The following is a 21,985-nucleotide window of genomic DNA, read 5'->3' as shown; positions in this document are numbered from 1 at the left end:
GCTCCCGCCCCCGGTGAGTCCTCCGGGCGCTCAGCGGGGGGCGCGGCGCGGGAAGCGTCCGGCCAGGACGCCGTAGACCACGACGGCGGGCACGGCGGCCACGGCACAGGTGACGGCGTCGGCGGTCAGCCTCTCCGCGTGCTCCCTGAACACGTCCAGCAGGGAGAAGGCCGCCACGGCACCGACCGCGCCCGCACCGAGCGAGGCCCGGCCGTGGGCGCGCAGCCAGGGGAAGAACACGATCGCCGTCGTCATCGCCGCGGGCCCCACGACCGGGAGCTGCGCCTCCCCCATCAGCGTCAGCGCCGCGTACGACAGGGCGAGGGCGAGCCAGAAGAAGCCCAGGAGGACACACGCCCGCCGTCCGGGGGACGGCGTGGACCCGGGCCGTGTCGCGTTCACCGCGATCGGGCGCGGAACCAGAGGACGCCGGCGACGGCCGAGCACAGCAGCCCCAGGGCGAGGACCGGCAGTCCGGGCCCGGGCAGGACCCATGTCACCAGCCCGGCCGCGGTGAGCAGGACGGCCGCGATCGACGCCCACCACGCGTGCGCGCGTCGTGCGGAGTACATCGTCATGGGGTGACTCCCGGGGACCGTGGACCACGTGGCCGACCGGACTTCTCGGCACGCCGGCCAAGATCGTAGCCCACCCGGGGGAAAGGGGAAGGGCCGACGGCGTCCGCCGGTTCGGGGAGGCCGAGGTGGGGGCCCGGGGACGGGGACCGCGGGAAGCGCCGCGGTCCGTTCCTCCGCGGAAGGGGGCCGGACCGTCGCGGCGGACGTCTTCGGTGACCGACCGTGACCGTACCGGGGTGGGCCGGGAAGAGTACCTTTGACTTGTTCGTGAGGAATACGAAGAACATTCCGGTACCTCGCCCGGGTCGGACGATCGGGAGGAGGAAGACGCAGCAGTGAGCGCACATCCCCGTCGCCCTCCGGCCCCGTCGTCCGGCCTCACCGTCCGCCGCCGGGCACGCCCGGTGTCCGACCGGCGGCGGGGCGAGAGCAAGGAGCGGGGCCGGGATGCCGGCCGCTCCCGGCCACGGCGGCCCGCGGGGTGGCTGCGGTCGCTGTTCCGCGTGCGCAGCGTCGGCGGCCAGGTGTTCCTGCTGCAGGTGGTGGTCACGGTCCTGGTCGTCGCCGCCGCGCTGGTGGTGCTCGTGCTCCAGGCTCAGCACAACAGCACCCGTGAGGCCCGGCTCCGGTCCATGGACATCGCCAAGACGTTCGCGTACTCCCCGGACACGTCGTCGGCGCTGGCCGGCCCCGATCCGGCCAGGACGCTCCAGCCCCTCGCCGAGAGGATCCGGCGGGGAACCGGTGTCGACCTCGTCGTGGTGTTCTCGCCGGACGGGGTCCGCTACGCCCATCCCGATCCCTCGCTGATCGGGACACTCGTACCGGCCCCGCACAGGCCCGTGGGCGCTCCGCGCACGGACGCCATCGAGACCAGTGAAGGGCTCTCCGAGGTCTCGTTCGTGCCGGTCACCGGGGCGGACGGGACGGTCCTCGGCTCGGTGGCGGTCGGGATCACGGTGCAGAAGGTGGCGAGCGCCGCGGCCGAGCAGCTTCCGGTCCTCCTGGGGACCGCGGCCGGGGCGGTGGCCCTGAGCGCGGGCGGCACGGCGCTGGTCAGTCGGCGGCTGCTGCGCCAGACCCGTGGTCTCGGCCCGGAGGAGATGACGCGGATGTACGACCACCACGACGCGGTGCTGCACGCGGTGCGGGAGGGCGTGCTGATCACGGAGGACGACGGGCGGCTGGTGCTGGCCAACGACGAGGCACTACGGCTGCTGAACCTCCCGCCGGACGCGGAGCAGCGGGACGTCGGCGACCTGGGCCTGGATCCGGGCATCGTCGAACTGCTGCTGTCCGAGGAAACGGTCACCGACGAGGTGCGTCTCTCGGCCGACCGGTTGCTGGCGATCAACAAGCGGCGCACGGCCCCCGGTGACGGACGCGCCAGGAACGTGGTGACGCTCAGGGACACCACCGAGTTGCGGAAGCTGTCCGGGAGGGCCGAGATGGCGCGCGAGCGCCTGACGCTCCTCTACGACGCCGGGTCGCGGATCGGTTCCACCCTGGACGTGGTGCACACCGCGCGGGAGCTGGCGGACGTGGCGGTGCCGCGCTTCGCCGACCTGGTCACCGTCAAACTGGCCGAGGAGGTGCTGCGCGGGGAGGAGCCGTCCGGGGTGCCCACCGGGATGTGCCGGGTCGCTCTGAGCAGCGTTTATGCCGACCAGCCACCGGTGGCGGTGGGCGAGAGGATCCCCATCGCCGCCGACATGCCCCAGGCCCGGTGCATGAAGAGCGGGCGGGCGGTGCTGGAGACGGGTCCGGGCGCCGCCGAGACGTGGCGGACGCTGGATGCCGGGCGCACGGAGCGCGCCCTGGACGATGACATCCACTCCCTGCTCGCGGTGCCGCTGCGGGCCCGCGGCACGATCCTGGGGGTGGTGGACTTCTGGCGCTCGCGGCGGGCCGAGTCGTTCGACGAGAGCGACGTGCCGTTCGCCGAGGAGCTGGCCGCCTGGGCCGCGGTGGCACTGGACAACGCCCGCCGCTACACCCGTGAGCACACCATGGCGGTCACCCTGCAGCGCAGCCTGCTGCCCCGCGGCCTGCCGGAACTGAGCGCCCTGGACGTGGCGCACCGTTACCTGCCGGCCCGGGCGGGGGTCGGCGGCGACTGGTTCGACGTCATCGAGCTGTCCGGTGCCCGGGTGGCCCTGGTGGTCGGGGACGTGGTCGGGCACGGGCTGCACGCGGCGGCCACCATGGGACGGCTGCGCACCGCGGTGCACAACTTCGCCACCCTCGACCTCCCCCCGGACGAGCTGCTGGCCCGTCTGGACGATCTGGTGGCCCGTCTCGACCGGGAGCAGGTGGAGCTGGACGACGAGGAGACGATCCTCGGGGCCACCTGCCTGTACGTCATCTACGACCCGGCCTCCGGCACCTGCTCCATGGCCCGGGCCGGCCACCCGCCGCCCGCCGTCGTCCGTCCGGACTCCACCGTGACCTTCCCGGACCTGCCCGCCGGCCCGCCGCTGGGCCTGGGCGGCCTGCCCTTCGAGGCCGCCGAGGTCCAGGTGCCCGAGGGAAGCCGGCTCGTGCTCTACACCGACGGGCTCATCGAGAAGCGCGGCCGGGACCTCGACGTCGGCCTGGCGCTCCTGCAGAACGCGTTGTCCCAGCCCGACCTGTCCCCCGAGCAGACCTGCCGGGCCGTCCTCGACGCCCTTCCCCCCGACCACGCGAGCGACGACATCGCCCTGCTGGTCGCCCGCACCCGGGTGCTCGGCACCGATCAGGTCGCCGACTGGGGCGTGTCCCGCGAGGCCTCGGACGTGTCCCGCGTCCGCGCGGACGTCTCCCGGCAGCTGGAGGCATGGGGCCTGACGGAGGTGGGTTTCGCCACCGAGCTCATCCTCAGCGAGCTGGTCACCAACGCCATCCGCTACGGCAGCACCCCCATCCACGTCCGCCTGCTGCGGGACCGCCATCTGATCTGCGAGGTGTCCGACGGCAGCAGCACCTCCCCCCACCTGCGCTACGCGGCGACCACCGACGAGGGCGGACGCGGCCTGTTCCTCGTCGCCCGGTACGCCGAACGCTGGGGCACCCGGTACACCGCCACGGGAAAGGTCATCTGGACCGAGCAGCTCCTGGACGGCGGGCGAGGGGAGCCCGAGGGGACGCTGAGCGACGACGACCTGCTCGCGCAGTGGTCCGACGCCGCCCTGTGAGCCCGGCGAACACCCGCGGTCGCGGTGCCCCGTACCGGCGGGAAGGCCCTTCATGACCCGCGGTTCCGAGGAGGACGGGGAGCGGCCTGCGGACGGCCGCGGCGGCGCGGTCCGGCAGCGACGGCCCGGTGATCTCCCGCCCGGTGGGGACGTCGGCGTCCCGGTGGCGGCTCCTCAGCGGTCCTCGGCGGGCAGGCGGAAGGACGCGCGGCAGTGCACCAGGAGTTCGCGCAGGGCCGGGCTCGCGGCGGGGGCGGAGACCAGCGCCAGGACCGCGGGGAGGTCGGCGCCGGTGAGGGAGAGGGCGCGCAGGTCCGTGCGCCCGGCGACCATGGACCGCGAGAGCACGGCGACCCCGAGCCCGCGCAGCGCGAGGTCGATCACCGCGTCGGGGGCGCTCGCCTGGAGGGCGACGGCCGGGCAGAGGCCGTGCTCGGCGGCGGTCCGGTCCAGCACCGCCCGGACACCGGTTCCCGGAGGGAGGCAGATGACCGGTTCGCCGCACAGCTCGGTAAGCGTGATCTCCTCCCGGGCGGCCAGCGGATGGTCCGACGGGACGGCGGCGACGAGGGGTTCGCTGACGACCGGCCAGCCGTCCAGGTCCTGCGGCGGCCGGCCGGCCGCGCCGATCAGCGCCAGGTCGACGGCTCCCTCCCGGACGCGCTCCACGAGGACGGCGGAGTCGTCCTCGACCAGGCTGATCTCCACGCCGGGGTGGGCCCGGCGGAACGCGGCCAGGGCGTCGAACAGCGGGGTGACGGTGCAGGCGGTGACCATGCCGACCACGAGCCTGCCCCGGACGAGCCCGTTCATCTCGTCGACGGCCTCCCGCAGCGCCTGTGCCGCCGCCAGGACCGCCCGCGCGTGGCCCAGCGCGACCTCACCGACCGCGGTCGGTGCCGCCGTGCGGCCGGAGCGGTTGATGAGGGTGGCGCCGAGGTCCTGTTCGAGCTGACGGATCTGGGCGCTGATGCCGGGCTGGCTGATGTGGACGCGCTCCGCGGCGCGCGTGAAATTGGCCTCCTCGGCGACGGCCACGAAGTACTTCAACTGCCTCAGTTCCATAACCGTTGATTGTAGATCCGATCAGAACCATTGCTTGGACTTGTGGCGGGGCGCCGACGGAGCATGGGTGCACCAGGAATCGGCCCGTGGAAAGGACAGTGGTGGACGCCTACGAGAAGGCCATGAAGCCGGAGGACCTCACCCGCCTCTTCGTCGAACGCGCCAACGCCGGTGACGCCGCCGGCATCGCCGCGCTCTACGAGGAGGACGCCGTCATGGCGTATCCGCCGGGCACCGTGACCGTCGGCCGGGACGCCATCCGCCGGCTGTGGGAGAAGGTGCTCGCCGACGCGCCGCACTTCGAGCCGGAGGAGCCGTTGCCGACCCTGGTCAGCGGTGACATCGCCCTCACCTCGACCCCGCCCCGCGACGGCGCGGGCGCCCGCGCCCAGGTGGTCCGCCGCCGGCCCGACGGGAGCTGGCTGCGCCTGATCGACCGGCCGGAGTTCCGGCCCCCCGCGCGCTGAGGTGCCGAACGGCCGAAAACCGCGTCCTGCGCGGTCGCCGGCAGCCCTATACTTCTACAGATTTGTAGAAGTTGGCGCAGGGTGCGCCTCATCCCTTGGGAGACGACACACATGGCTTCGATCGACCTGGACAAGGTGCTGGACAAGGCGTGGGCGGACAAGAGCCTGCCCGAGATCCTGGCCGCGCCGGTGGCGGCGCTGAAGGGGGTGTCCGACCGTGACGGCGAACTGCTCCAGGAGGCGTTCGGGGTGAAGACCGTGGCCGACCTGGCCGAGCTGAAGTACGCACGCTGGGCGCAGGCACTCGCCGCCCTGAACGCGGCCAAGTAGGCGGACGCGCGGAACGCCGTGGTGCCGTGTGCCTCCTGGGCGAACGGCACCACCCCCGTCCCCGGGGCCCGGGTAACCCGTACGGGCGACCGCGGTGGCAGGCCCTCCCGAACGGCCCAAGCATGAGACCGGTGCCTCTGCCTCCTCCAGGACAGGGACGACGGTCACGGGGCACTCCGCCCGCTCGGCCCTTCGACGAGGAGAGTGCCCGTGACGTTCAATCCCCTGGAACAGCGGGGCATCCCGCTCGACCGCCAACTGCGCAGCTGGCGCGAGCTGAACGTGGACCCGATCGACCCGGACCGCTGCGACCCGTACACCCGGTGCCGCATCATCACGATGAACGGCATCGAGGTCGAGGCGATCCTGTTCAGCCACCAGCTCGCCCGCCACACGCCCGACCCCGAGATCAAGCGGCAGCTGGCCCAGACCCGCTACATCGAGGCCCAGCAGCAGAAGGCCGTCAACTGGCTCCTTCCCGGCGTCTCCTCCGTGCTGGAGACGACGATCGCCTACGAGCAGGTCGCGGTGGACCTGACGGCATGGGTGGCGCGGATGGAACCGGATCCGTACCTGAAGCAGGCGTACGAGTTCGGTGTGCTGGAGGACTTCGACCACCTGTACCGGTACGCGAACCTGTACGAGATGATCGAGCACCGCAAGGCGGAGTCGATCGTCGACAACCTCACCGAGGTCATGCCCGGCCGGCCGACGAAGTACCACCACCGCAACCCGGTCGACAACGTCCGCGACCCCTACGACAGGAACGTCGCGCATCCGCTGTCGAAGCTGCACGCGTTGACGATCATGTCGGCGGAGCAGCAGACGATGAACTTCTACATGAACACCGGCCCCACCTACATGGAGCCGATCGCCCGCCAGCTCTACCAGGAGATCGGGCTGATCGAGGAGGAGCACGTCACGCACTACGAGTCGCTGGTCGACCCGGGCGAGACGTGGTGGGAGCAGCTGGTCAACCACGAGTACAACGAGTGCTACCTGTACTACTCGTTCATGCAGCAGGAGAGCGACCCCAAGGTCAAGGCGATCTGGGAGCTGCACCTGAACATGGAGCTGGAGCACCTGCACACCGCCTGCGACCTGATGCGCCGGCACGACGGCCGCGAACCGCAGGAGGTCCTGGCCCCCGAGCTGCCGAACGTGCTCACCTTCGAGCCGAACAAGCAGTACCTGCGCGAGCTGCTGGACACCCAGATGGACCTGACCACGCTGGGCGCGGGCTACGTGCGCGAGGCGCACGAGCGGTTCGAGAAGCTGCAGGAGCAGATCCACGGCGGCGAGCAGCCGCCGAGCGAGCGGGTCATGGCCCAGCACGACGACATGTTCGGCCGCGAGTACCGCGTGCAGTCCGAGGGCGAGCACCCCGACCCCGCCATGCGCGAGAAGTGAGGGGCGCACATGTCCGAGCTGCACACCCCGCACGCCGGCGACGACCACGCCCCGGACGACGACGTGGTGGCGCTGCTGAAGCGCCAGCACGGTGACATCCGCAACCTCTTCGACGAGGTGGAGGCCTGCACCGGCGCGGAGCGCCAGGACGCGTTCCGCCGACTGGTGCGGCTGCTGGCCGTGCACGAGACCGCCGAGCAGGAGGTCGTCCATCCCTACGCCCGCCGCGCCTTTCCCGGCGGCGAGCAGGTCGTCGAGGACCGTCTCGCCGAGGAGAAGACGGCCAAGGAGACCCTCGCCGAGATGGACGAGATGGACACCGAGGACCCGACCTTCATGCCCCGTCTCGTGAAGCTCCGCACGGACGTCCAGGAGCACGCCCGGGCCGAGGAACGCTACGAGTTCACCCACATCTACCGCAACGCCGACGCCAAGACCCTGGCCGCCATGGCGAAGGCCGTGAAGGCGGCCGAGGCCATGGCGCCCACCCGGCCGCACCCCGGCGTCCAGTCCGCGGCGGCCAACGTCGCCCTCGGTCCCGTCGCCGCACTCATGGACCGCACCAAGGACGCGGTGCGCAGGGCCATGGGCGAGGGCCGCTGACCACCTGAGGGGAACGAGATCGCACAACTCCTCCGAGGGAAGGGTCTCAGCGGCGGCGGCCCGGGCCGACTCCGGTACGGAGTGGACCCCGGTGACTCCGGGAGGGGGCGCGGCGGAGCCGGAACGCGGCTCCGCCGCGCCGCAGTGGCCGACGTCCCCGAACGGGGCGGTGGGGACGGCGGTGCCCGGGGCGGTCAGCCGACGTCGGGCAGTGCTCCCGGGAAGCCGTCCTCGTCCGCCTTCCGCCGTGCCCGGTCCGTGTTGAACTCCCGGACCGCCTCCAGCCACCGCCACGGTCGGATCTCGTCGAGGGTCAGGCCGGGGCAGGCGAGCCGGTGCGGGATGCGGCAGGTGGCGCCGGGCGGGGGCTCGTCGAGGCCGCCGTTCCAGGCGGTGCCGTCGCCACCGAGGTACCAGCGGTGTCCGCCGGGCACGAGGTGGGCGGGGAGGGGGTAGCCGGGTTCGAGGAGGACGTGCTGTCCGGTGTGGGTGGGCCGGCGTTCGCCGGCCAGGCCGCATTCGGGGCACAGGGGCGGTGCGGGTGGTTCGGGCCCGGTGGCGCCGTCGAGGGCGGCTTGGGCCTGGTCGATGTTCTCCCACGGCCGGCGGGTGCCGGCGGGCGGTCGGTGGTGGGCGTCGGGGCCGGGCAGTGGGACGAGGTGCGGTTCGTGTGTATCCCCCATGGCTTCGAGGGTCGGCACCGCCGCAGGCGGGGGGTAGGGCGCGATCCGGTCGCAACGGGAGCATCCGGGCGGAGCGCGCGGGCGCGGGGTGCGGCCGGTGAGGCGCCTGCCGTCCCAGGAGGCACGCGTGGCGTCACCGGGGACGGCCCCTGTCGGGCGTGGCGCGGTGCTGCTGCCCCGTACCGCCGGCGCGGCGGGGACACCGGAGGGTTCTCCCGGTGGTCCTGGGAGCGGGGCCGCCCCGGGGGCGACGGCCCCGGCCCGGATCATGACCGGAGGACGGCGAAAGCCGGAGACCTCTCCACCATCCTTCAGGGGAACGGGATCAGCATTCGATGACCGTGTCCCAGTGGACCGTGCGGTCGCACCAGCGGTCGAGGAGGGCCCGGTCGTGGCCCACGGCCAGCAGGCCCGCGCCCGTCGCCGCGCGGTAGTCCTCGACGACCGCGACCAGCGCGGCCGTGGTGGAGGCGTCGAGCATCGCGGTCATCTCGTCGCAGATGAGCCAGCGGGGGCGGAGCACCAGCGCGCGGGCCAGGCAGGCGCGTTGGAGCTGGCCGTCGCTGACCTCGTGGGGACGGCGGGTGAGCAGGTCGGGGGTCAGGCCGACGGTGCCGGCGAGTTCGGGGACCCGGGTGGGGACCTCCTCGCGCCGGCCGGTGGCGCGCAAGGGCTCGGCGATCAGGTCGGCCAGACGCAGCCGGGGGTCCGCGGAGAGACGGGGCTGCTGGAAGACGACGCCGAAGGCGGTGCGCAGCTCGCGCGGGGCGCGGTGGCGCCAGTGGCGTACGGGCGTGCCGTCGAGGAGGAGGGTGCCGGCGTCGGGGCGGTGCAGCAGGGCGGCGACGCGGGCGAGGGTGGACTTGCCGCAGCCGCTGGGGCCCAGCAGGCCGACGGCCTCACCGGGGGCGACGGCGAGGGAGGCGTCCCGGACGACGGGGGCGCGCCGGTCGTATCCGGCGGTGATGGCGCGCAGCTCAAGCATGGACGTCCTCCGGGGCCGCGGTGCGCGGGCTCTCGCCCTTCCCGTCGTGGACCGGGAGCGGATGGTGGCAGGCGACCTCCCCGGTCGGGAACGGCCCGGTCGCGGACGGCCCGGTCAGGGGTGGGAGGGTCGCGCAGGTGTCGGTGGCCCGCGTGCAGCGGGCGGCGAAGGCGCAGCCGCCGGGGAGGGCGCCGAGTTCGGGGGGCATGCCGGGGATCGGGGTGAAGGCGCGGTCGGGGAGGGCGTCGAGGAGGCCGCGGCTGTAGGGGTGGCGGGGGCCGGGGGCGCCGAAGAAGGTGCGGGCGTCGGCGAGTTCGACGATGCGGCCCGCGTACATGACGGCGATCCGGTCGGCGATGCGTTCGGCCGCCGCCAGGTCGTGGGTGATCATCAGCAGCGCCCGGTCGCCGTCGGCGTCGACGTGGCGGCGCAGTTCGTCGACGGTGTGGTCCACCAGGTCGCGGTCCAGGCCGGTGGTGGGTTCGTCGGCGAGCAGCAGGGGTGCCCCGCCGACCAGGGCGAGGGCGGTGGCGGCGCGCTGGGCGAGGCCGCCGGAGAGCTCGTGGGGGTGGCGGTCGAGGTGGTCCGGCGGGAAGGCGGCGCGTTCGGCGGCCCGCTCGGCGGCGGCGCGCAGGGCCGCGCGGCCCCGGACGCCGGTGAGCTGGGCGACCGTCTCCTCCAGCTGGGAGCGGATGGTGCGGACGGGGGTGAGGTGGGCGGCCGGGCTCTGCGGTACGAGGCCGATCCGGCGGCCCCGTACGGTGCGGGCGAGGGTGCGTTCGCCGGCGGTGAGCAGGTCGAGGTCGCCGAGCAGCGCGCTGCCCGCGGTCTGCACGTTGGCGGGGAGCAGGCCGAGGAGGGCGGAGGCGAGGACGGACTTGCCGCAGCCGCTCTCGCCGATCAGGGCGAGGCACTCGCCGGGCGCCACGTCGAAGTGCGCGTCGGTGACGGCGGCGACCCGGCCCCCGCCGGGCAGCAGGAAGCGCACCGACAGCCCGCGGACCGACAGCACGGGAGAGCGCCGGGCGCGCCCGGTCCCCTCGGCCCGCTCGGTTCGCTCGGTCAGCTCGGTCAGCTCGGTCAGCTCGGTCAGCTCGGTCACAGCATCAGCTCCGATCGGCGCCGCGGGTTGATCCGCTCCCGCCAGACTCCGGCGAGCCCGGCGATGGCGAGGGTGGGGATGATCAGGAACAGGCCGGGGAAGAGGGTGGGCCACCACTGGCCGGCGAGCAGGGAGCCCCGGGCGCCCTGGATGAGGGTGCCGAGGCTGGCCGTGTGGGTGGGCAGGCCGAGGCCGAGGAAGGACAGCGCCGACTCGTGCCACATGGCGTGCGGGATCATCAGGACGGCGGCGAGCCCGGCCTGGGGCAGCACCCCGGGCAGCAGGTGCCGGACCGCCACCCGCCACCGGGAGGCGCCGCCGGAGACGGCCGCGTCGATGTACGGGCGGGAGCGCAGTGAGAGGACCTCGGCGCGCACGATGCGGGCGGTGGACAGCCAGTGGGTGAGGGCGACGGAGACCACCACCGGCCAGACCCCCGGGCGGAACATGGCGACGATGAAGATGCCGAGCAGCAGGTGCGGGACGGACGCCACGGTGTCGACCAGGCGCATGACGACGCGGTCGACCCGGCCGCCGAGCGCCCCGGCGGTGGCGCCGACGGCGGTGCCGATCACGGTGGCCGTGAGCGCGGCCACCACGCCGACGAGCAGGGAGACGCGCAGGCCGTAGACGCAGCGCAGCAGCAGGTCCCGGCCGACGTCGTCGGTGCCGAAGGGGTGCGCCCAGGTGGGCGGCCGGAGTTTGGCGGCCAGGTCGACGGCCTGCTGGTCGAGCTGGACCAGCGGCGGGACGAGCAGCACCGCCAGGACGGTCACGCCGACCAGCGCGGCGGAGGTGCGCAGCCGCAGGGTGTGGGTGGAGCGGCGGGCGGTGCCGTGCCCGCGCCACGCGGTCGGGGCCGCGGGCCCGGCGGTGTCCGCCTTCTCGACGGTGGTGTCAGCCATGGGGATCACATCTCACTCAGCTTCACCCGCGGATCGGTCAGTCCGTACAGCAGGTCGGCCAGCAGGTTTCCGGCGAGGACGGCGGCGGTGGCGAGGGTGGTGAGCGCGGCCAGCAGCGGGAAGTCCACGGCGGTGGCCGCCTCCACGGTGGCCGCCGCGATGCCCGGCCAGCTGAAGACGGTCTCCACCAGCAGGGCGCCGGTGATGAGTTCGGGGACGCGGGAGCCGATCAGGGTGAGGACCGGCAGCAGTCCGGAGCGCAGGGCGTGGCCGAGCAGGACGGTGCGTTCGCTCAGGCCGCGGGCCCGGGCGCCGCGCACCGGGTCCTCGGCGAGCGCGTCGCCGACGCCCTGGCGGACGTAGAGGGTGAACCAGGGCAGCTGGGAGACGGCGAGGACGCCGGCGGGCAGTACGAGGTGGCTCAGGAGCTGTCCGGCGGTGACGTGCTCGCTGCCGGTGTCGGTGAGGCCGCCGGCCGGGAGGACGTCCAGTTGCAGGGCGAACAGCCAGACGGCGAGCAGGGCGATCCAGAAGACCGGCGCGGCCTCCAGGGCGTAGGAGAGGGAGGTGACGGCGCGGTCGAGCGGTGAGCCGGGGCGGCGGGCGGCGAGCACGCCGAGCACGGTGCCGAGCAGGACGGCGACGGCGAACGCGACGGCGCACAGCAGCACCGACCACACCAGCCGTTCGCCGATCACCTCGGCCACGGGCTGCCGCATCACGCCGGAGTGACCGAGGTCACCGGTGGCCGCGGAGGTCAGCCACTCCCACCAGCGTGCGGTGAACGGCCGGTCCACGCCGAGGTTCTCCCGCAGCCGGTCCAGGGTCTCCTGGTCGGCGCCGAGCGCGGCGGTGCCCGCGTAGGCCTTGACCGGGTCGAAGGGGGAGGCGGCGGCGAGGGCGAACGCGCCGAAGGTGACGGCGAGGAGCACGGGCACGGCGAGCAGGGCCCGCCGTGCCACGAGCCGCGCCATCGCTCCCCAGGGCAGGGACGTCATTTCTTCGGCTGCCAGTCCTCGACGTTCCACCACGGGCCGCTGGCGAAGCCGTGCTCGTGCGGCTCGGTCTGCGTGGTCAGCCCGTCCCAGCGGTCGGCGAGGACGTACAGGTGGTCGATGTGGGTGAGGAAGGTGTAGCCGGGGTCCTTCACCAGCGCGCGCTGGAGGTCGTCGTAGGCGGCCTTGCGGTCCGCGGGGTCCTGGCTGCGGCGGCCGGTCTCGAGCGCCTCGTCCACGGCCGGGTTGTCGTAGCGGGCCATGTTGTTGAAGCCGTCGCCGGCGAGGGAGGAGTGCAGCAGGGTGTAGAGGCCGAAGTCGGGGTCGCCGGTGCTGCCGAAGCCGGCGAGGACGGCGGAGCTCTTCATCCGGGGTTCGATGACCTCCCAGGTGCCGCTCTCGACCTTCACCTCGATGCCGGCCTTCTTGGCGTCGGAGGCGTAGGCGAGGGCGTGGTCCTGGCGGACCTTGTCGCCGGAGGGGTAGTAGAGGGTGAACGAGGCGCGGCGGCCGTCCTTGGCGCGGACGCCGTCCTTGCCGGGCTTCCAGCCGGCGTCGTCGAGGACGCGCCCCGCCTCGTCGAGGTCGCGGTCGCGTGCGACGTCCCGGGCGAACCAGTCGTCGTCCAGGGGCAGCGGGCCGTAGGCGGGGCGGCCGGCCCCGTCGAGGATCTTGTCGACCATCGCCTCGCGGTCCACGGCGAGGTCCAGGGCGCGGCGGATCGCGGTGTCGCCGGTGACCGGGTTCCCGGTGGGGAGGGTGACGGCGCGGAAGTCGTAGGACGTCGCCCGGTACGTCTTCCTGCCGTCGTCGTCCTTGAAGGTGGCGGCGAGGTTCGGCGGCAGGACCGCGCCGTCGAGGTCGCCGGAGCGCAGCCGGGTGGCGCGGACGTCGTCGTCGGCGATGATCGCCATGGTGAGCTTCTTCACCTTCGGCGCGCCGCCCCAGTAGTCCGGGTTCGCCTTGAAGGTGAGCTTCTCCCCCTTGCTCCAGCCGGTGAGGACGTACGGTCCGGTGCCGACGGGCTCGGTGTTGAAGGAGCCGGTGTTGGGGTCCTGACCGCCGGCGACGTGCTCGGGGACGATGGGCAGCACCGTGCGGGCGGCGAAGCCCGCGTAGGGGTACTTGAGCGTGAAGACGACCTTGTCGTCGCCGTCCGCCCGCACCTTCTCGATGGCGTCCAGTTCGCTCTTGGCGGTGTTGTTGGTCCTGCCGTCCAGCACCGTGCGGTACGTGAAGACGACGTCCTCGGCGGTGAGCGGCTCGCCGTCGCTGAACTTCACGCCGTCGCGCAGGGTGTAGGTGTAGGTGCGGCCGCCGTCGCCGATCTCGGGCAGCGCCTTCGCCAGCGCGGGCTTCAGCTCCAGGTCGGCCTCACGGGCGAGGAGCCCGTCGAAGATCTTGGAGTTGCCGTCCTTGCCGTAGCCGAGCAGCGGGCTCAGGGTGTCCGGCTCGGTGGAGACCCCGATCACCACCGAATCGGCGGCCACGCCGCCGGCCGTGCCGCCACCCGGCGCCGAGCACGCGGCGAGCACGCCGGCCGTCGCCGCCACGACGGCGGCGCCCCGCGCCCGTCGGTGTATTCGTCGGGTCGTCATCGAACCTCACATCCCTGCTGCCCGGTCATCGCTGTTGCATATTAGTTGCAGCAGGGCCCTACCCAGGACCGGCCTCCCCCAGTCCTCCCCCTTCGGCGGGGCGTGCGGCCGGTGTCGGGCCCGCGGGTGCGCGCCGGTACGCCGGCCCGCCGGGCTCGGCGACCACAAGGAGGAGCCGTTCGCGGCGCCGACGCCGAGGCGGAGACGGCGATCACCGAGCTCGACCCGGACTACGAGCCGTGGTTCTCGCCGCTGTACGAGCCGCCGTCCGGGGAGGCGGACGGCGATCGCGGGCGCGGTCGCCGTGCGACCCCGCGTCCTGATCCTCGACGAACCGACGGCGGGCCTCGACCCCGACGGCCAGGAGCGGCTGCTCGCCACCCTCGACGGGCTGCGCGCGAACGGCACCACGGTCGCCATGGCCACCCACGACGTGGACCTCGCCCTGGGCTGGGCCGACGACGCGGCGCTGCTCACGCCCTCCGGCGCCCGCACCGGGCCGGCCGCCACGGTGCTGGCCCGCACGGACCTCCTCGCGGCGGCGGGGCTGCGGTTGCCGTGGGGGGTGGCGGCGGCCCATCTCCTGCGGGCACGGGGACTGTCGGCCGACACCGCCACCGGCCCCCGCACCCCGGAGGAACTGCCGGCGGCGGCCTCGGCGGATCCCCGGCCCTCCGGCCGCTGACCGCGCCGTCCGGTGCGCCGCCTTCCCCGGTGGCCCGCCTTCCCGGTGGTCCGAACGGACCCCGACCGCACGCGCGCACGAACACGACACCACGCGGGCGGAAGGCGGTCGCCCGGCCGGCGCTCCCGCCGTGCGGGGCGCGACGCCGTGAGGCGCACCCGTCCCGCCCCGCTCCGGGGCGGGAAGGAGCGGGCCGGACCCGTCCCGCGGGCCGCTCGGGCATACCGACGGACATACCGAGGGGCATACCGACGGGCATTCAACCGCCTTATCACGTCACCGCCGTTCCCACGGAGCGTTCCCGGCGAAGTTGATTCCATGGTTGGACCATGCAGCCGCTCCCGCCCCGGCGCACGACGGGATGACTACCATGGGTCAGGCTTTCGATCCGGAGAGTGACCGCCCTCCCGGCGGCTCCGTCCCGACCCGCGGTCGGCATGCGCCGGCCGGCCCGTCTTCTTCTTGCACCCGAGCACCGAAGGGCCGCGGAATGTCAGTGCCTGCACCACCCAGCCAGCACCGGCCGGCGAAGGCGCCACCGGCCTCGCCGGCCGTACCCGCGGCCGTCCTGGGGGTGAGCGCGGCGGCAGCCGGGGCGGCGGTGGCGGTGGCACCGGCCGGCGCCACCGCGTGGACACTGGTGACGGCCCTGACCGCCTGGTGCTGCGTGGCCGCCGCGGTCGCCGTCGGCGCCCTGCTCGTCCGCCGGGCCCGGCAGGCGTCCTGGACACGGGGCGGCGAGGCGGACCGGCTGAAGGCCCGACTGGCGCATGTCGCCGCCGAGTCGGCGCACCTGGTGACCGTCACGATGCCCGCCGTCGCCGAGCGGCTGCGCGACGGGGCCGACGCGAAGGACGCCCTCGCGGGCGTGACGCCGCCGTCCGACCCGCAGCTGCGGCGGGTCGCGCACACCTTCGCCGCCGTCGTCGAGGAGTCGGTGCGGCACGCCGCGGCCCTGGACGCCGAACGCCGGCAGGCCCGGCGGGAGCTGGACGAGATCGCCGCCGAGCTGGAACGGCTCACCCTCAGGACGCTGCCGGCCGTCGTGGCGGAGCTGCGCGAGGGCCGCTCGGCGGACAAGGTGCTCGCCTCGTTCGACCGGCCGCGCAGCGCGCTGCTGAGGGCCCCCGCCGAATCGTTCGTCCGGGAGCTCGCGCTCAGCGAGCGCCGGGCCGTCGCGGCACAGGTCACCTCGGCGAAGGCCCTGAGCCGGGTGCAGGCCAAGACGGTCGCCCTGCTCGCCGACCTCAGGGAGATGCAGGAGCGGCACGGCGAGGAGGTCTTCGGCGACCTGCTGAAGCTGGACCACACCACCTCGCAGATGGGCCTCATGACGGACCGGCTGGCACTGCTCATGGGCGGCCGGTCCAGCCGGGCGTGGAACAAGCCGATCGTCATGGAGAGCATCCTGCGCGGCGCGGTCGGCCGGATCGCCGCCTACCGGCGGGTGCGGATGCACTCCTCGAGCACGGCGGCGGTCTCCGGGTTCGCGGCGGAGGGCGTGATGCACCTGCTCGCCGAACTGATGGACAACGCCGCCAACTTCTCGCCGCCGATCGACGAGGTCCACGTGTACGTGGAGGAGCGCAGCGCCGGCATCGTCGTCACGATCGAGGACAGCGGCCTGAGGATGGCCGACGCGGCGATGCGCCGCGCCGAGGAGGCGGTGGCCGGCCTGCTGCCCGACCTCTCCTCGCTGCAGGGCACGCGACTCGGTCTGGCCGTGGTGGGCCTGCTGGCGGTGAAGTACGGCATCACCGTGAACTTCCGGCCGTCGTCGCGCGGCGGCACCGGTGTCGTCGTCCTGCTGCCTCCGCAACTGCTCGCCCAGCAGCGGGACCCGGGCCCCGCCCGGGGCGCGGGCCACCCGGTGGCCGCCCCGCCCGCACCCCGGCCCGTGCCCGCCGCGGAGGTGTCGCCGCCCACCGCCGGGCACCCCGCCGCCCTGCCCGCGGGACCGCCCGAGCAGGGCAGGCACCGCAGGCCCCTCGACGCCACACCGAACGGGCTGCCCGTCCGCACGCCCGGACGCACCATGGCCGAGGCGGAACGCGAGCGCGAGCGGCACCGGCCCGTCACCGGCACCCCGTCGGAGCACCCGGCGCGTGACGCGGGCGCCCGCTTCGGCGCCTTCCACCGCGGCCGCCGGTCCGCGGGCGCGGCCGCCGCCGGGCCGGACGCCGGCCCGGCGACCGCTCCGTAGGCCCGTCCCGTCGCGTACCCGCAGGGCGTCCGGGGCACCGGCGCCCGCCCCCGCTCGAGTTCGTGAGATTGGAGAAACGGGCGGTGACCGGCCGGTCCGGCGCCACCGTCCCGACAGCCACCATGCAGACCACCGACAACAGCCTCACCTGGCTTCTGCAGAGTCTCCTGGAGCGCACCCCCGGCACCCGGCACGCGCTGGTGCTGTCCCGGGACGGTCTCAAGCTGTGCTGGACCGAGCACCTGACGCTCGACCAGGCCGACCAACTGGCGGCGATCTGCTCGGGGATCCAGGCGCTCGCCCAGGGCGCCTCCGTCGAGTTCGGCGACGGGACCGGTGGGGTGCGCCACTCCATGACCGAGTTCCACGGCGGCCTGCTGTTCGTCGTGGAGGCCGGTGAGGGGGCGCACCTGGCGGCCCTCGCGCACGAGAACGCCGACCCCGGTGTGGTGGGGCACCAGATGACGGAGCTGGTCGAGCAGATCGGGGAGCACCTGCGGGCCGAGCCCCGGCGGCCCGCCCGGGAAAGCGCCGCGTCGTGACGCGCGGGCCCGTGGACACCGGCGCCCCCGACCGGCTCTACCTGGTCACCAACGGGCGCAGCCGTGCCGACGACTCGTTCGACCTGGTCACCCTCGTGGTCAGCGAGTGCGAGCCCGCCTCCGGGATGCAGTCGGAGCATGCCCGGATCCTTGATCTGTGCCGCCGTCCGACGGCCGTGGTCGAGATCGCCGCGGAACTGGGCCTGCCGATCACGGTGGTGCGGATCCTGCTCGGCGACCTGCTCGCCACGGGCCGCATCACCGCCCGTCACCCGCGCGCGGCGCGGTCCGTCGCCTCGCTGCCCGATTCCGCCCTTCTCCAGGAGGTGCTCCATGGGCTCCGCAACCTCTGAGCTCCCCTCCCACCGCACGCCCCTGTCCGACACCGCCGAGACCGGCCTGAAGATCGTGGTCGTGGGCGGTTTCGGGGTCGGCAAGACCACTCTGGTCCGCTCGGTCAGCGAGATCCGGCCGCTGAACACCGAGGAGGTGATGACGCAGGCCGGAGTGGGCGTGGACGAGCCGGGCGGGGTGACGACGAAGACCACCACGACGGTGGCGTTCGACTTCGGGCGGATCAGCCTCGACGAACGCATGGTGCTCTACCTGTTCGGCGCTCCGGGGCAGGGGCGCTTCTGGTTCCTGTGGGACCGGCTGTTCTCCGGCACGCTCGGCGCGGTCGTCCTCGTCGACACCCGGCGGATGGACGACTCCTGGTACGCGATCGACCGGCTCGAACACCACCGGACACCGTTCGTGGTCGCCGTGAACCGGTTCGAGGACGACACGAGCCACTACTCCCTGGACGAGATACGGCAGGCGCTCGCGCTGCCCGGGCACGTGCCGCTGATCGACTGCGACGCGCGGCTGCGGCGGTCCGGCAAGAACGTACTGATCACCCTCGTGGACCACCTCCGCGCACTGGCCATGGCCCGGGAGACGACACCGTGACCGACACCGGATCCTTCGCCCGTCCGGCCCCGCCGGGCTGCCCCGCCCCCGCGGACGCGGTGCGCCTGGCCGGGCTGGAGTACCAGCGGACGCCGGCGCAGCTGTACCGCGCGCTGCGCCGGGAGCACGGCCCGGTCGCCCCCGTGCTGCTCGACGGCGACGTCCCGGCCTGGCTGGTGCTGGGCTACCCGGAGGTCACCTATGTGACCCGGCACGACGAGCTGTTCGCGCGGGACTCGCGGCGCTGGAACCAGTGGCCGAACATCCCGCCGGACTGGCCGCTGCTGCCGTACGTGGGGTACCAGCCGTCGGTCCTGTTCACGGAGGGCGACGAGCACCGGCGGCGGGCCGGGGTGATCACGCTGGCGCTGGACGGCGTCGACCAGTTCGAGCTGGGCCGGGACTGCCGGCGGATCGCCGACCGGCTCATCTCGGGGTTCGCGGGGAGCGGGCAGGCGGAACTGATGGGCCAGTACGCGCACGCCGTGCCGGCGCGTGCCGCCGTGCAGATGTGCGGGATGCCGCTCGACGCCGCCGACACCCAGCGGCTCGTGGACGACCTGCGCATCTCGCTGGACGCGGCGGAGGGCGACGACCCGGTCGCCGCGTACGGGCGGGTGGGTGAGCGTCTGGCGCGGCTGGTGAAGGAGAAGCGGGAGCTGCCGGGCCCGGACGTCACCTCGCGGATGCTGCTGCACCCGGCGGAACTCACCGACGAGGAGGTCGTCCAGGACCTGATCTCGGTGATCGCCGCCGCCCAGCAGCCCACGGCGAACTGGATCTGCAACACGCTGAGGCTGCTGCTCACCGACGAGCGGTTCGCGCTGGGCGTCTCGGGCGGGCGGCTCAGCGTGGCCGAGGCGCTGAACGAGGTGCTGTGGCTGGCCACGCCGACGCAGAACTTCATCGGCCGGTGGGCGGTGCGGGACACGCAGCTCGGCGGGCGGCGGATCCGGGCGGGCGACTGCCTGGTGCTGGGGCTGGCGGCGGCCAACACGGACCCGCAGATCTGGCCCGAGGGGCACGTCGGCGCCGAGAACTGCGCGCACCTGTCGTTCAGCAACGGGGAGCACCGCTGCCCCTATCCGGCCCCGCTGCTGGCCGACGTGATGGCACGCACCGCCGTCGAGACGCTGCTGGATCGGCTGCCGGACCTGGTGCTGGCGGTGGAGCCGGACGAACTGACCTGGCGCCCGTCGATCTGGATGCGCGGACTGACGGCGCTGCCGGTGGAGTTCACGCCGGTGGTGCAGTAGCGGGCGCACGGGCCCCTGGGCCGGGGCCCGTGCCCGTCGCTCCCCGGGGTTCAGTCCGTGACCGGGGTGAACCGTACCGGCAGGGACTGCGGTCCCCGGGTGAAGACGCCCTTCTCGACGGGGTCGAAGCCCTCGGCGAGCCGTAGGTCGGGCAGGGCGTCGAGGAGTTGGTTCACGCCGGTCTCGACCTCGGCCTTGGCGAGCAGGGCCCCCACGCAGAAGTGCCGACCGAGCGCGAAGGCGAGGTGGTCGGCGGCGGCCGAGAAGGCGGTCGTGGTGGTGAGGTCGTCGCGGAAGACGTCGAAGCGGTCCGGGTCGCGGTAGCGGCTCTCGTCGCGGTTGGCGGCGCCGATCAGGCAGGTGACGGTGGCACCGGCGGGTACGGTGCCACCGCTGAGGGTGACCTCGGTGGCCGACTGGCGCATGATCATGTGGACGGGCGGGGTGTAGCGCAGCGTCTCGGCGAACGCGGCGGGTATGAGGCCGCGGTCCTCGCGGACGGCGGCGAGCTGCTCGGGGTGCAGCAGCAGGTTGGCGAAGATGCCGGCGATGGCCTTGTCGGTGGTCTCGCCGCCGGCGGCGAGCAGCAGACTGCAGAACGCCTTGACGTCCTCGTCGCTCATCGACACGCCGTCGATCTCGGCGGCGCACAGCGTGGACAGCAGGTCGTCACCGGGGTTTTCGCGGCGCCGCCGGATGACCGGCAGCATGTACTCGGCGAACTCCACCCGGGTCCGCTCCCCCGCCGCGGCCACCTCCGGGTCCCCGGAGAGGTTGCCGAGGAAGGCGATGACGGAGGTGTACCAGCGGTGGAAGCGGGGGTGGTCGGTCTTGTCCAGGCCCAGCATGTCGGCGATCACGTTCACCGGGAACCGGGTCGCGTAGTCGGTGACCAGGTCGGCGGAGCCGGTGTGCCGGAAGGCGTCGATGAGTTCCCGGGAGTTGCGCTCGATGAGGGGCAGGAACTTCTCCCGCAGGTCGCTGCCGCGGAAGGCGGGGGCGACGAGGGCGCGGCGCACGGCGTGTTCGCGCCCGCTGAGCTGGAGGATCGTCCTGCCGTGCACCGGCTCGAGCTGCCAGTCGTAGTTGCCGGTGGTGAACTGGTCGTCCTTGTCCTTGAAGACGCGCTCCACGTCCTCGTAGCGCGAGACGATGTAGCTCCGGGTGGCCTCGTGCCAGAGGAGGGGCGCGCTGTCGCGCATCACGCGGTAGGCGGGATAGGGGTCCGCGGCGAACTCGGGCGAGAGGATGTCGGTCACCTGCTGCGCGGTGGACATGAGACTCCCTCGGTTCATCAACTGATGTACCGCGCAAGGGTATTGACCCTTCACCGGCCGGAACAGACCTGCTCCGTCAGCGGTCGGGTGCGGGGCGGTCGTTGACCGAAAAGCGCCGGGGGCCCTGTCCGGCGCTCCCCCTGGTGCGGTGACGCCGCCCGGGCGGGCGGCGCCACCGACCGGAGGATCAGACCGCGGAGCGGAAGGCGGGCAGGTAGCCGCCCGACTGGCCGATGGCCTTCGGGTGGTAGGAGTTGCTGATGTTGAGCCAGTCCACGCTGTGCAGCCACGCGTCGCCCGAGCAGATCTCGTGTCCGGTGAACTCGTCCACCACGCTGGAGAAGGTGAACCCGGCGTTGGCCGCCCGCTTCGCGAGCACCCCGTTCAGCACGTCCGAGGCGTTGTTGATCGCGCCGCGCTCGGTCTCGGTGAGTCCGGCGATGCAGTTGCCCGAGAGCTTGTAGAAGCGCGGGTACCCCAGCACCACCACACGCGCCTGCGGGGAGCGGGAGCGGATGCCGGCGTACAGCGAGTCGAGCTTGCCCGGGAGGGAGTTCTGCATCTGCGAGACGGCGGTGTTGACGCGGCTGACGCAGGTGGCCTCGCTCTGCAGCACACAGGTCTGCATGACGTCCGCGAAGCCGACGTCGTTCCCGCCCGCCGTGACGCTGACGAGCGTGGTCGACGAGGAGAGCGCGCTCAACTGGCCACTGGCCACGCTCGCCGTCGTCGCGCCCGAGCAGGCGACGAATCTGAACGAGGACGGGGAGTTGGCGGTGGCCCAGAGCGACGGGTAGGCCTTGGTGCTGCGCTTGCAGGTGCCGCTCTCGGAGGTGTAGCTCCCGGCGCCCACTCCGGAGGAGTAGGAGTCGCCGAGAGCCACGTAGTTGTCGCCGGCGGCCGAAGCCGGCTGTGCCAGACCGAACACGGCTGCGGCGCTCATGGCGAGGGTCGCCAGGGTTGCCCGAACAGAACGCACTGACACGACGGTCCGCCCTTCGAAGGTGGGGATCGCGGGGGTGGTTAAACGTGCAAGCATGCTTGTAGCAGGCCCTGATACCCCTCGGTAACTCCCTGGAGAAAAGCCGTCCGTAATGCCCGAATGATCGTTCGGTGAAGTGAGCTCCGCGCGTAGACAAACCTTCAATCGGCGCTCGGGGACGTGAGATTCGAG

Annotated in this window: 21 protein-coding genes and 2 pseudogenes; 12 read left to right on the top strand and 11 right to left on the bottom strand. The window is 73.4% G+C overall.

Annotated elements, in window-relative coordinates:
• Nucleotides 1-30 precede the first annotated feature (30 nt).
• Nucleotides 31-402: a hypothetical protein gene (locus CP969_RS28785; protein WP_016824261.1), complete on the bottom strand. Its 372-nt coding sequence runs from the start codon at nucleotides 400-402 to the stop codon at nucleotides 31-33.
• On the bottom strand, nucleotides 399-578 hold the full coding sequence (locus CP969_RS28780) for a hypothetical protein (RefSeq protein WP_004982133.1): 180 nt from the start codon (nucleotides 576-578) through the stop codon (nucleotides 399-401). The genes CP969_RS28785 and CP969_RS28780 overlap by 4 nt, the downstream gene beginning before the upstream one ends.
• 335 nt (nucleotides 579-913) lie before the next feature.
• On the opposite strand from CP969_RS28780, the gene CP969_RS28775 reads away from it, so the two are divergent.
• Complete coding sequence (locus CP969_RS28775) at nucleotides 914-3,754, top strand: SpoIIE family protein phosphatase (RefSeq protein ID WP_016824262.1); 2,841 nt, start codon at nucleotides 914-916, stop codon at nucleotides 3,752-3,754.
• Nucleotides 3,755-3,928: 174 nt separating this feature from the next.
• On the opposite strand, the gene CP969_RS28770 is transcribed toward CP969_RS28775, so the two are convergent.
• Nucleotides 3,929-4,819, bottom strand: a complete 891-nt coding sequence (locus CP969_RS28770) for a LysR family transcriptional regulator (protein ID WP_026084803.1) — start codon at nucleotides 4,817-4,819, stop codon at nucleotides 3,929-3,931.
• A gap of 101 nt (nucleotides 4,820-4,920) precedes the next feature.
• On the opposite strand from CP969_RS28770, the gene CP969_RS28765 reads away from it, so the two are divergent.
• From CP969_RS28765 to CP969_RS28750, 4 genes are all read left to right on the top strand, one after another.
• Nucleotides 4,921-5,286: a YybH family protein gene (locus CP969_RS28765; protein WP_016824264.1), complete on the top strand. Its 366-nt coding sequence runs from the start codon at nucleotides 4,921-4,923 to the stop codon at nucleotides 5,284-5,286.
• A 111-nt stretch (nucleotides 5,287-5,397) separates the two neighbouring features.
• Nucleotides 5,398-5,616 carry a hypothetical protein gene (locus CP969_RS28760; RefSeq protein ID WP_016824265.1) on the top strand — a complete coding sequence of 73 codons (219 nt, stop codon included), beginning with the start codon at nucleotides 5,398-5,400 and terminating at the stop codon, nucleotides 5,614-5,616.
• A gap of 210 nt (nucleotides 5,617-5,826) precedes the next feature.
• On the top strand, nucleotides 5,827-7,026 hold the full coding sequence (locus CP969_RS28755) for a hypothetical protein (RefSeq protein ID WP_016824266.1): 1,200 nt from the start codon (nucleotides 5,827-5,829) through the stop codon (nucleotides 7,024-7,026).
• A gap of 9 nt (nucleotides 7,027-7,035) precedes the next feature.
• Entirely contained in the window at nucleotides 7,036-7,629 is a 594-nt protein-coding gene (locus tag CP969_RS28750; protein ID WP_004982141.1) for a hemerythrin domain-containing protein, read from the top strand.
• A 194-nt stretch (nucleotides 7,630-7,823) separates the two neighbouring features.
• Here CP969_RS28750 and CP969_RS28745 read toward each other — a convergent pair whose 3' ends face one another.
• The 6 genes from CP969_RS28745 to CP969_RS28720 all read right to left on the bottom strand — a co-directional run bounded on the left by CP969_RS28745 (nucleotide 7,824) and on the right by CP969_RS28720 (nucleotide 13,897).
• Nucleotides 7,824-8,312 carry a DUF6083 domain-containing protein gene (locus CP969_RS28745; protein ID WP_223887117.1) on the bottom strand — a complete coding sequence of 163 codons (489 nt, stop codon included), beginning with the start codon at nucleotides 8,310-8,312 and terminating at the stop codon, nucleotides 7,824-7,826.
• 325 nt (nucleotides 8,313-8,637) lie between these two features.
• Nucleotides 8,638-9,297 (bottom strand): ABC transporter ATP-binding protein, encoded by a 660-nt coding sequence (locus CP969_RS28740; protein ID WP_004982144.1) that lies wholly within the window; start codon nucleotides 9,295-9,297, stop codon nucleotides 8,638-8,640.
• On the bottom strand, nucleotides 9,290-10,363 hold the full coding sequence (locus CP969_RS28735) for an ABC transporter ATP-binding protein (protein WP_051044486.1): 1,074 nt from the start codon (nucleotides 10,361-10,363) through the stop codon (nucleotides 9,290-9,292). Before CP969_RS28735 ends, CP969_RS28740 begins: the two co-directional genes overlap by 8 nt.
• Before the next feature lie 32 nt (nucleotides 10,364-10,395).
• Nucleotides 10,396-11,304, bottom strand: coding sequence for an ABC transporter permease (locus CP969_RS28730; RefSeq protein WP_026084804.1), 909 nt, complete (start codon nucleotides 11,302-11,304; stop codon nucleotides 10,396-10,398).
• A 5-nt stretch (nucleotides 11,305-11,309) separates the two neighbouring features.
• On the bottom strand, nucleotides 11,310-12,302 hold the full coding sequence (locus CP969_RS28725; RefSeq protein WP_004982148.1) for an ABC transporter permease: 993 nt from the start codon (nucleotides 12,300-12,302) through the stop codon (nucleotides 11,310-11,312).
• Entirely contained in the window at nucleotides 12,299-13,897 is a 1,599-nt protein-coding gene (locus CP969_RS28720; RefSeq protein ID WP_026084805.1) for an ABC transporter substrate-binding protein, read from the bottom strand. Before CP969_RS28720 ends, CP969_RS28725 begins: the two co-directional genes overlap by 4 nt.
• A 102-nt stretch (nucleotides 13,898-13,999) precedes the next feature.
• On the opposite strand from CP969_RS28720, the pseudogene CP969_RS34665 reads away from it, so the two are divergent.
• The 7 genes and pseudogenes from CP969_RS34665 to CP969_RS28685 form a co-directional block, all read left to right on the top strand.
• A pseudogene (locus CP969_RS34665) lies at nucleotides 14,000-14,128 on the top strand (hypothetical protein); the annotation flags it as partial.
• A gap of 43 nt (nucleotides 14,129-14,171) precedes the next feature.
• Nucleotides 14,172-14,582 (top strand): annotated as a pseudogene (locus tag CP969_RS28710) (ABC transporter ATP-binding protein); the annotation flags it as partial.
• Nucleotides 14,583-15,072: 490 nt separating this feature from the next.
• Nucleotides 15,073-16,785: a sensor histidine kinase gene (locus tag CP969_RS28705; RefSeq protein WP_150474974.1), complete on the top strand. Its 1,713-nt coding sequence runs from the start codon at nucleotides 15,073-15,075 to the stop codon at nucleotides 16,783-16,785.
• A 122-nt stretch (nucleotides 16,786-16,907) separates the two neighbouring features.
• Nucleotides 16,908-17,327, top strand: a complete 420-nt coding sequence (locus tag CP969_RS28700; protein ID WP_086015587.1) for a roadblock/LC7 domain-containing protein — start codon at nucleotides 16,908-16,910, stop codon at nucleotides 17,325-17,327.
• The gene (locus tag CP969_RS28695) at nucleotides 17,324-17,680 is read left to right on the top strand and encodes a DUF742 domain-containing protein (RefSeq protein WP_004982171.1); all 357 of its coding nucleotides are present in this window, start codon (nucleotides 17,324-17,326) and stop codon (nucleotides 17,678-17,680) included. The genes CP969_RS28700 and CP969_RS28695 overlap by 4 nt, the downstream gene beginning before the upstream one ends.
• Nucleotides 17,661-18,278 (top strand): GTP-binding protein, encoded by a 618-nt coding sequence (locus CP969_RS28690; protein ID WP_016824273.1) that lies wholly within the window; start codon nucleotides 17,661-17,663, stop codon nucleotides 18,276-18,278. The genes CP969_RS28695 and CP969_RS28690 overlap by 20 nt, the downstream gene beginning before the upstream one ends.
• Nucleotides 18,275-19,534: a cytochrome P450 gene (locus tag CP969_RS28685; protein WP_016824274.1), complete on the top strand. Its 1,260-nt coding sequence runs from the start codon at nucleotides 18,275-18,277 to the stop codon at nucleotides 19,532-19,534. Before CP969_RS28690 ends, CP969_RS28685 begins: the two co-directional genes overlap by 4 nt.
• A gap of 50 nt (nucleotides 19,535-19,584) precedes the next feature.
• Here CP969_RS28685 and CP969_RS28680 read toward each other — a convergent pair whose 3' ends face one another.
• Complete coding sequence (locus CP969_RS28680) at nucleotides 19,585-20,811, bottom strand: cytochrome P450 (RefSeq protein ID WP_004982175.1); 1,227 nt, start codon at nucleotides 20,809-20,811, stop codon at nucleotides 19,585-19,587.
• Between the two features lie 187 nt (nucleotides 20,812-20,998).
• Nucleotides 20,999-21,796: an SGNH/GDSL hydrolase family protein gene (locus tag CP969_RS28675; RefSeq protein WP_004982176.1), complete on the bottom strand. Its 798-nt coding sequence runs from the start codon at nucleotides 21,794-21,796 to the stop codon at nucleotides 20,999-21,001.
• Between the last annotated feature and the right edge of the window lie 189 nt (nucleotides 21,797-21,985).

It is taken from the genome of Streptomyces viridosporus T7A, assembly GCF_008704515.1.
GTDB classification, from domain to species: domain Bacteria; phylum Actinomycetota; class Actinomycetes; order Streptomycetales; family Streptomycetaceae; genus Streptomyces; species Streptomyces viridosporus.
This window is presented reverse-complemented; position numbering and strand designations above follow the sequence as displayed.

What these genes read in the sequence shown, in the direction of transcription:
- CP969_RS28780 (WP_004982133.1), bottom strand. Translation starts at nt 578, where the DNA reads ATGACGATGTACTCCGCACGACGCGCGCACGCGTGGTGGGCGTCGATC.
- CP969_RS28770 (WP_026084803.1), bottom strand. Translation starts at nt 4,819, where the DNA reads ATGGAACTGAGGCAGTTGAAGTACTTCGTGGCCGTCGCCGAGGAGGCC.
- CP969_RS28760 (WP_016824265.1), top strand. Translation starts at nt 5,398, where the DNA reads ATGGCTTCGATCGACCTGGACAAGGTGCTGGACAAGGCGTGGGCGGAC.
- CP969_RS28750 (WP_004982141.1), top strand. Translation starts at nt 7,036, where the DNA reads ATGTCCGAGCTGCACACCCCGCACGCCGGCGACGACCACGCCCCGGAC.
- CP969_RS28745 (WP_223887117.1), bottom strand. Translation starts at nt 8,312, where the DNA reads ATGGGGGATACACACGAACCGCACCTCGTCCCACTGCCCGGCCCCGAC.
- CP969_RS28740 (WP_004982144.1), bottom strand. Translation starts at nt 9,297, where the DNA reads ATGCTTGAGCTGCGCGCCATCACCGCCGGATACGACCGGCGCGCCCCC.
- CP969_RS28730 (WP_026084804.1), bottom strand. Translation starts at nt 11,304, where the DNA reads ATGGCTGACACCACCGTCGAGAAGGCGGACACCGCCGGGCCCGCGGCC.
- CP969_RS28725 (WP_004982148.1), bottom strand. Translation starts at nt 12,302, where the DNA reads ATGACGTCCCTGCCCTGGGGAGCGATGGCGCGGCTCGTGGCACGGCGG.
- CP969_RS28720 (WP_026084805.1), bottom strand. Translation starts at nt 13,897, where the DNA reads ATGACGACCCGACGAATACACCGACGGGCGCGGGGCGCCGCCGTCGTG.
- CP969_RS28705 (WP_150474974.1), top strand. Translation starts at nt 15,073, where the DNA reads ATGTCAGTGCCTGCACCACCCAGCCAGCACCGGCCGGCGAAGGCGCCA.
- CP969_RS28700 (WP_086015587.1), top strand. Translation starts at nt 16,908, where the DNA reads ATGCAGACCACCGACAACAGCCTCACCTGGCTTCTGCAGAGTCTCCTG.
- CP969_RS28690 (WP_016824273.1), top strand. Translation starts at nt 17,661, where the DNA reads ATGGGCTCCGCAACCTCTGAGCTCCCCTCCCACCGCACGCCCCTGTCC.
- CP969_RS28680 (WP_004982175.1), bottom strand. Translation starts at nt 20,811, where the DNA reads ATGTCCACCGCGCAGCAGGTGACCGACATCCTCTCGCCCGAGTTCGCC.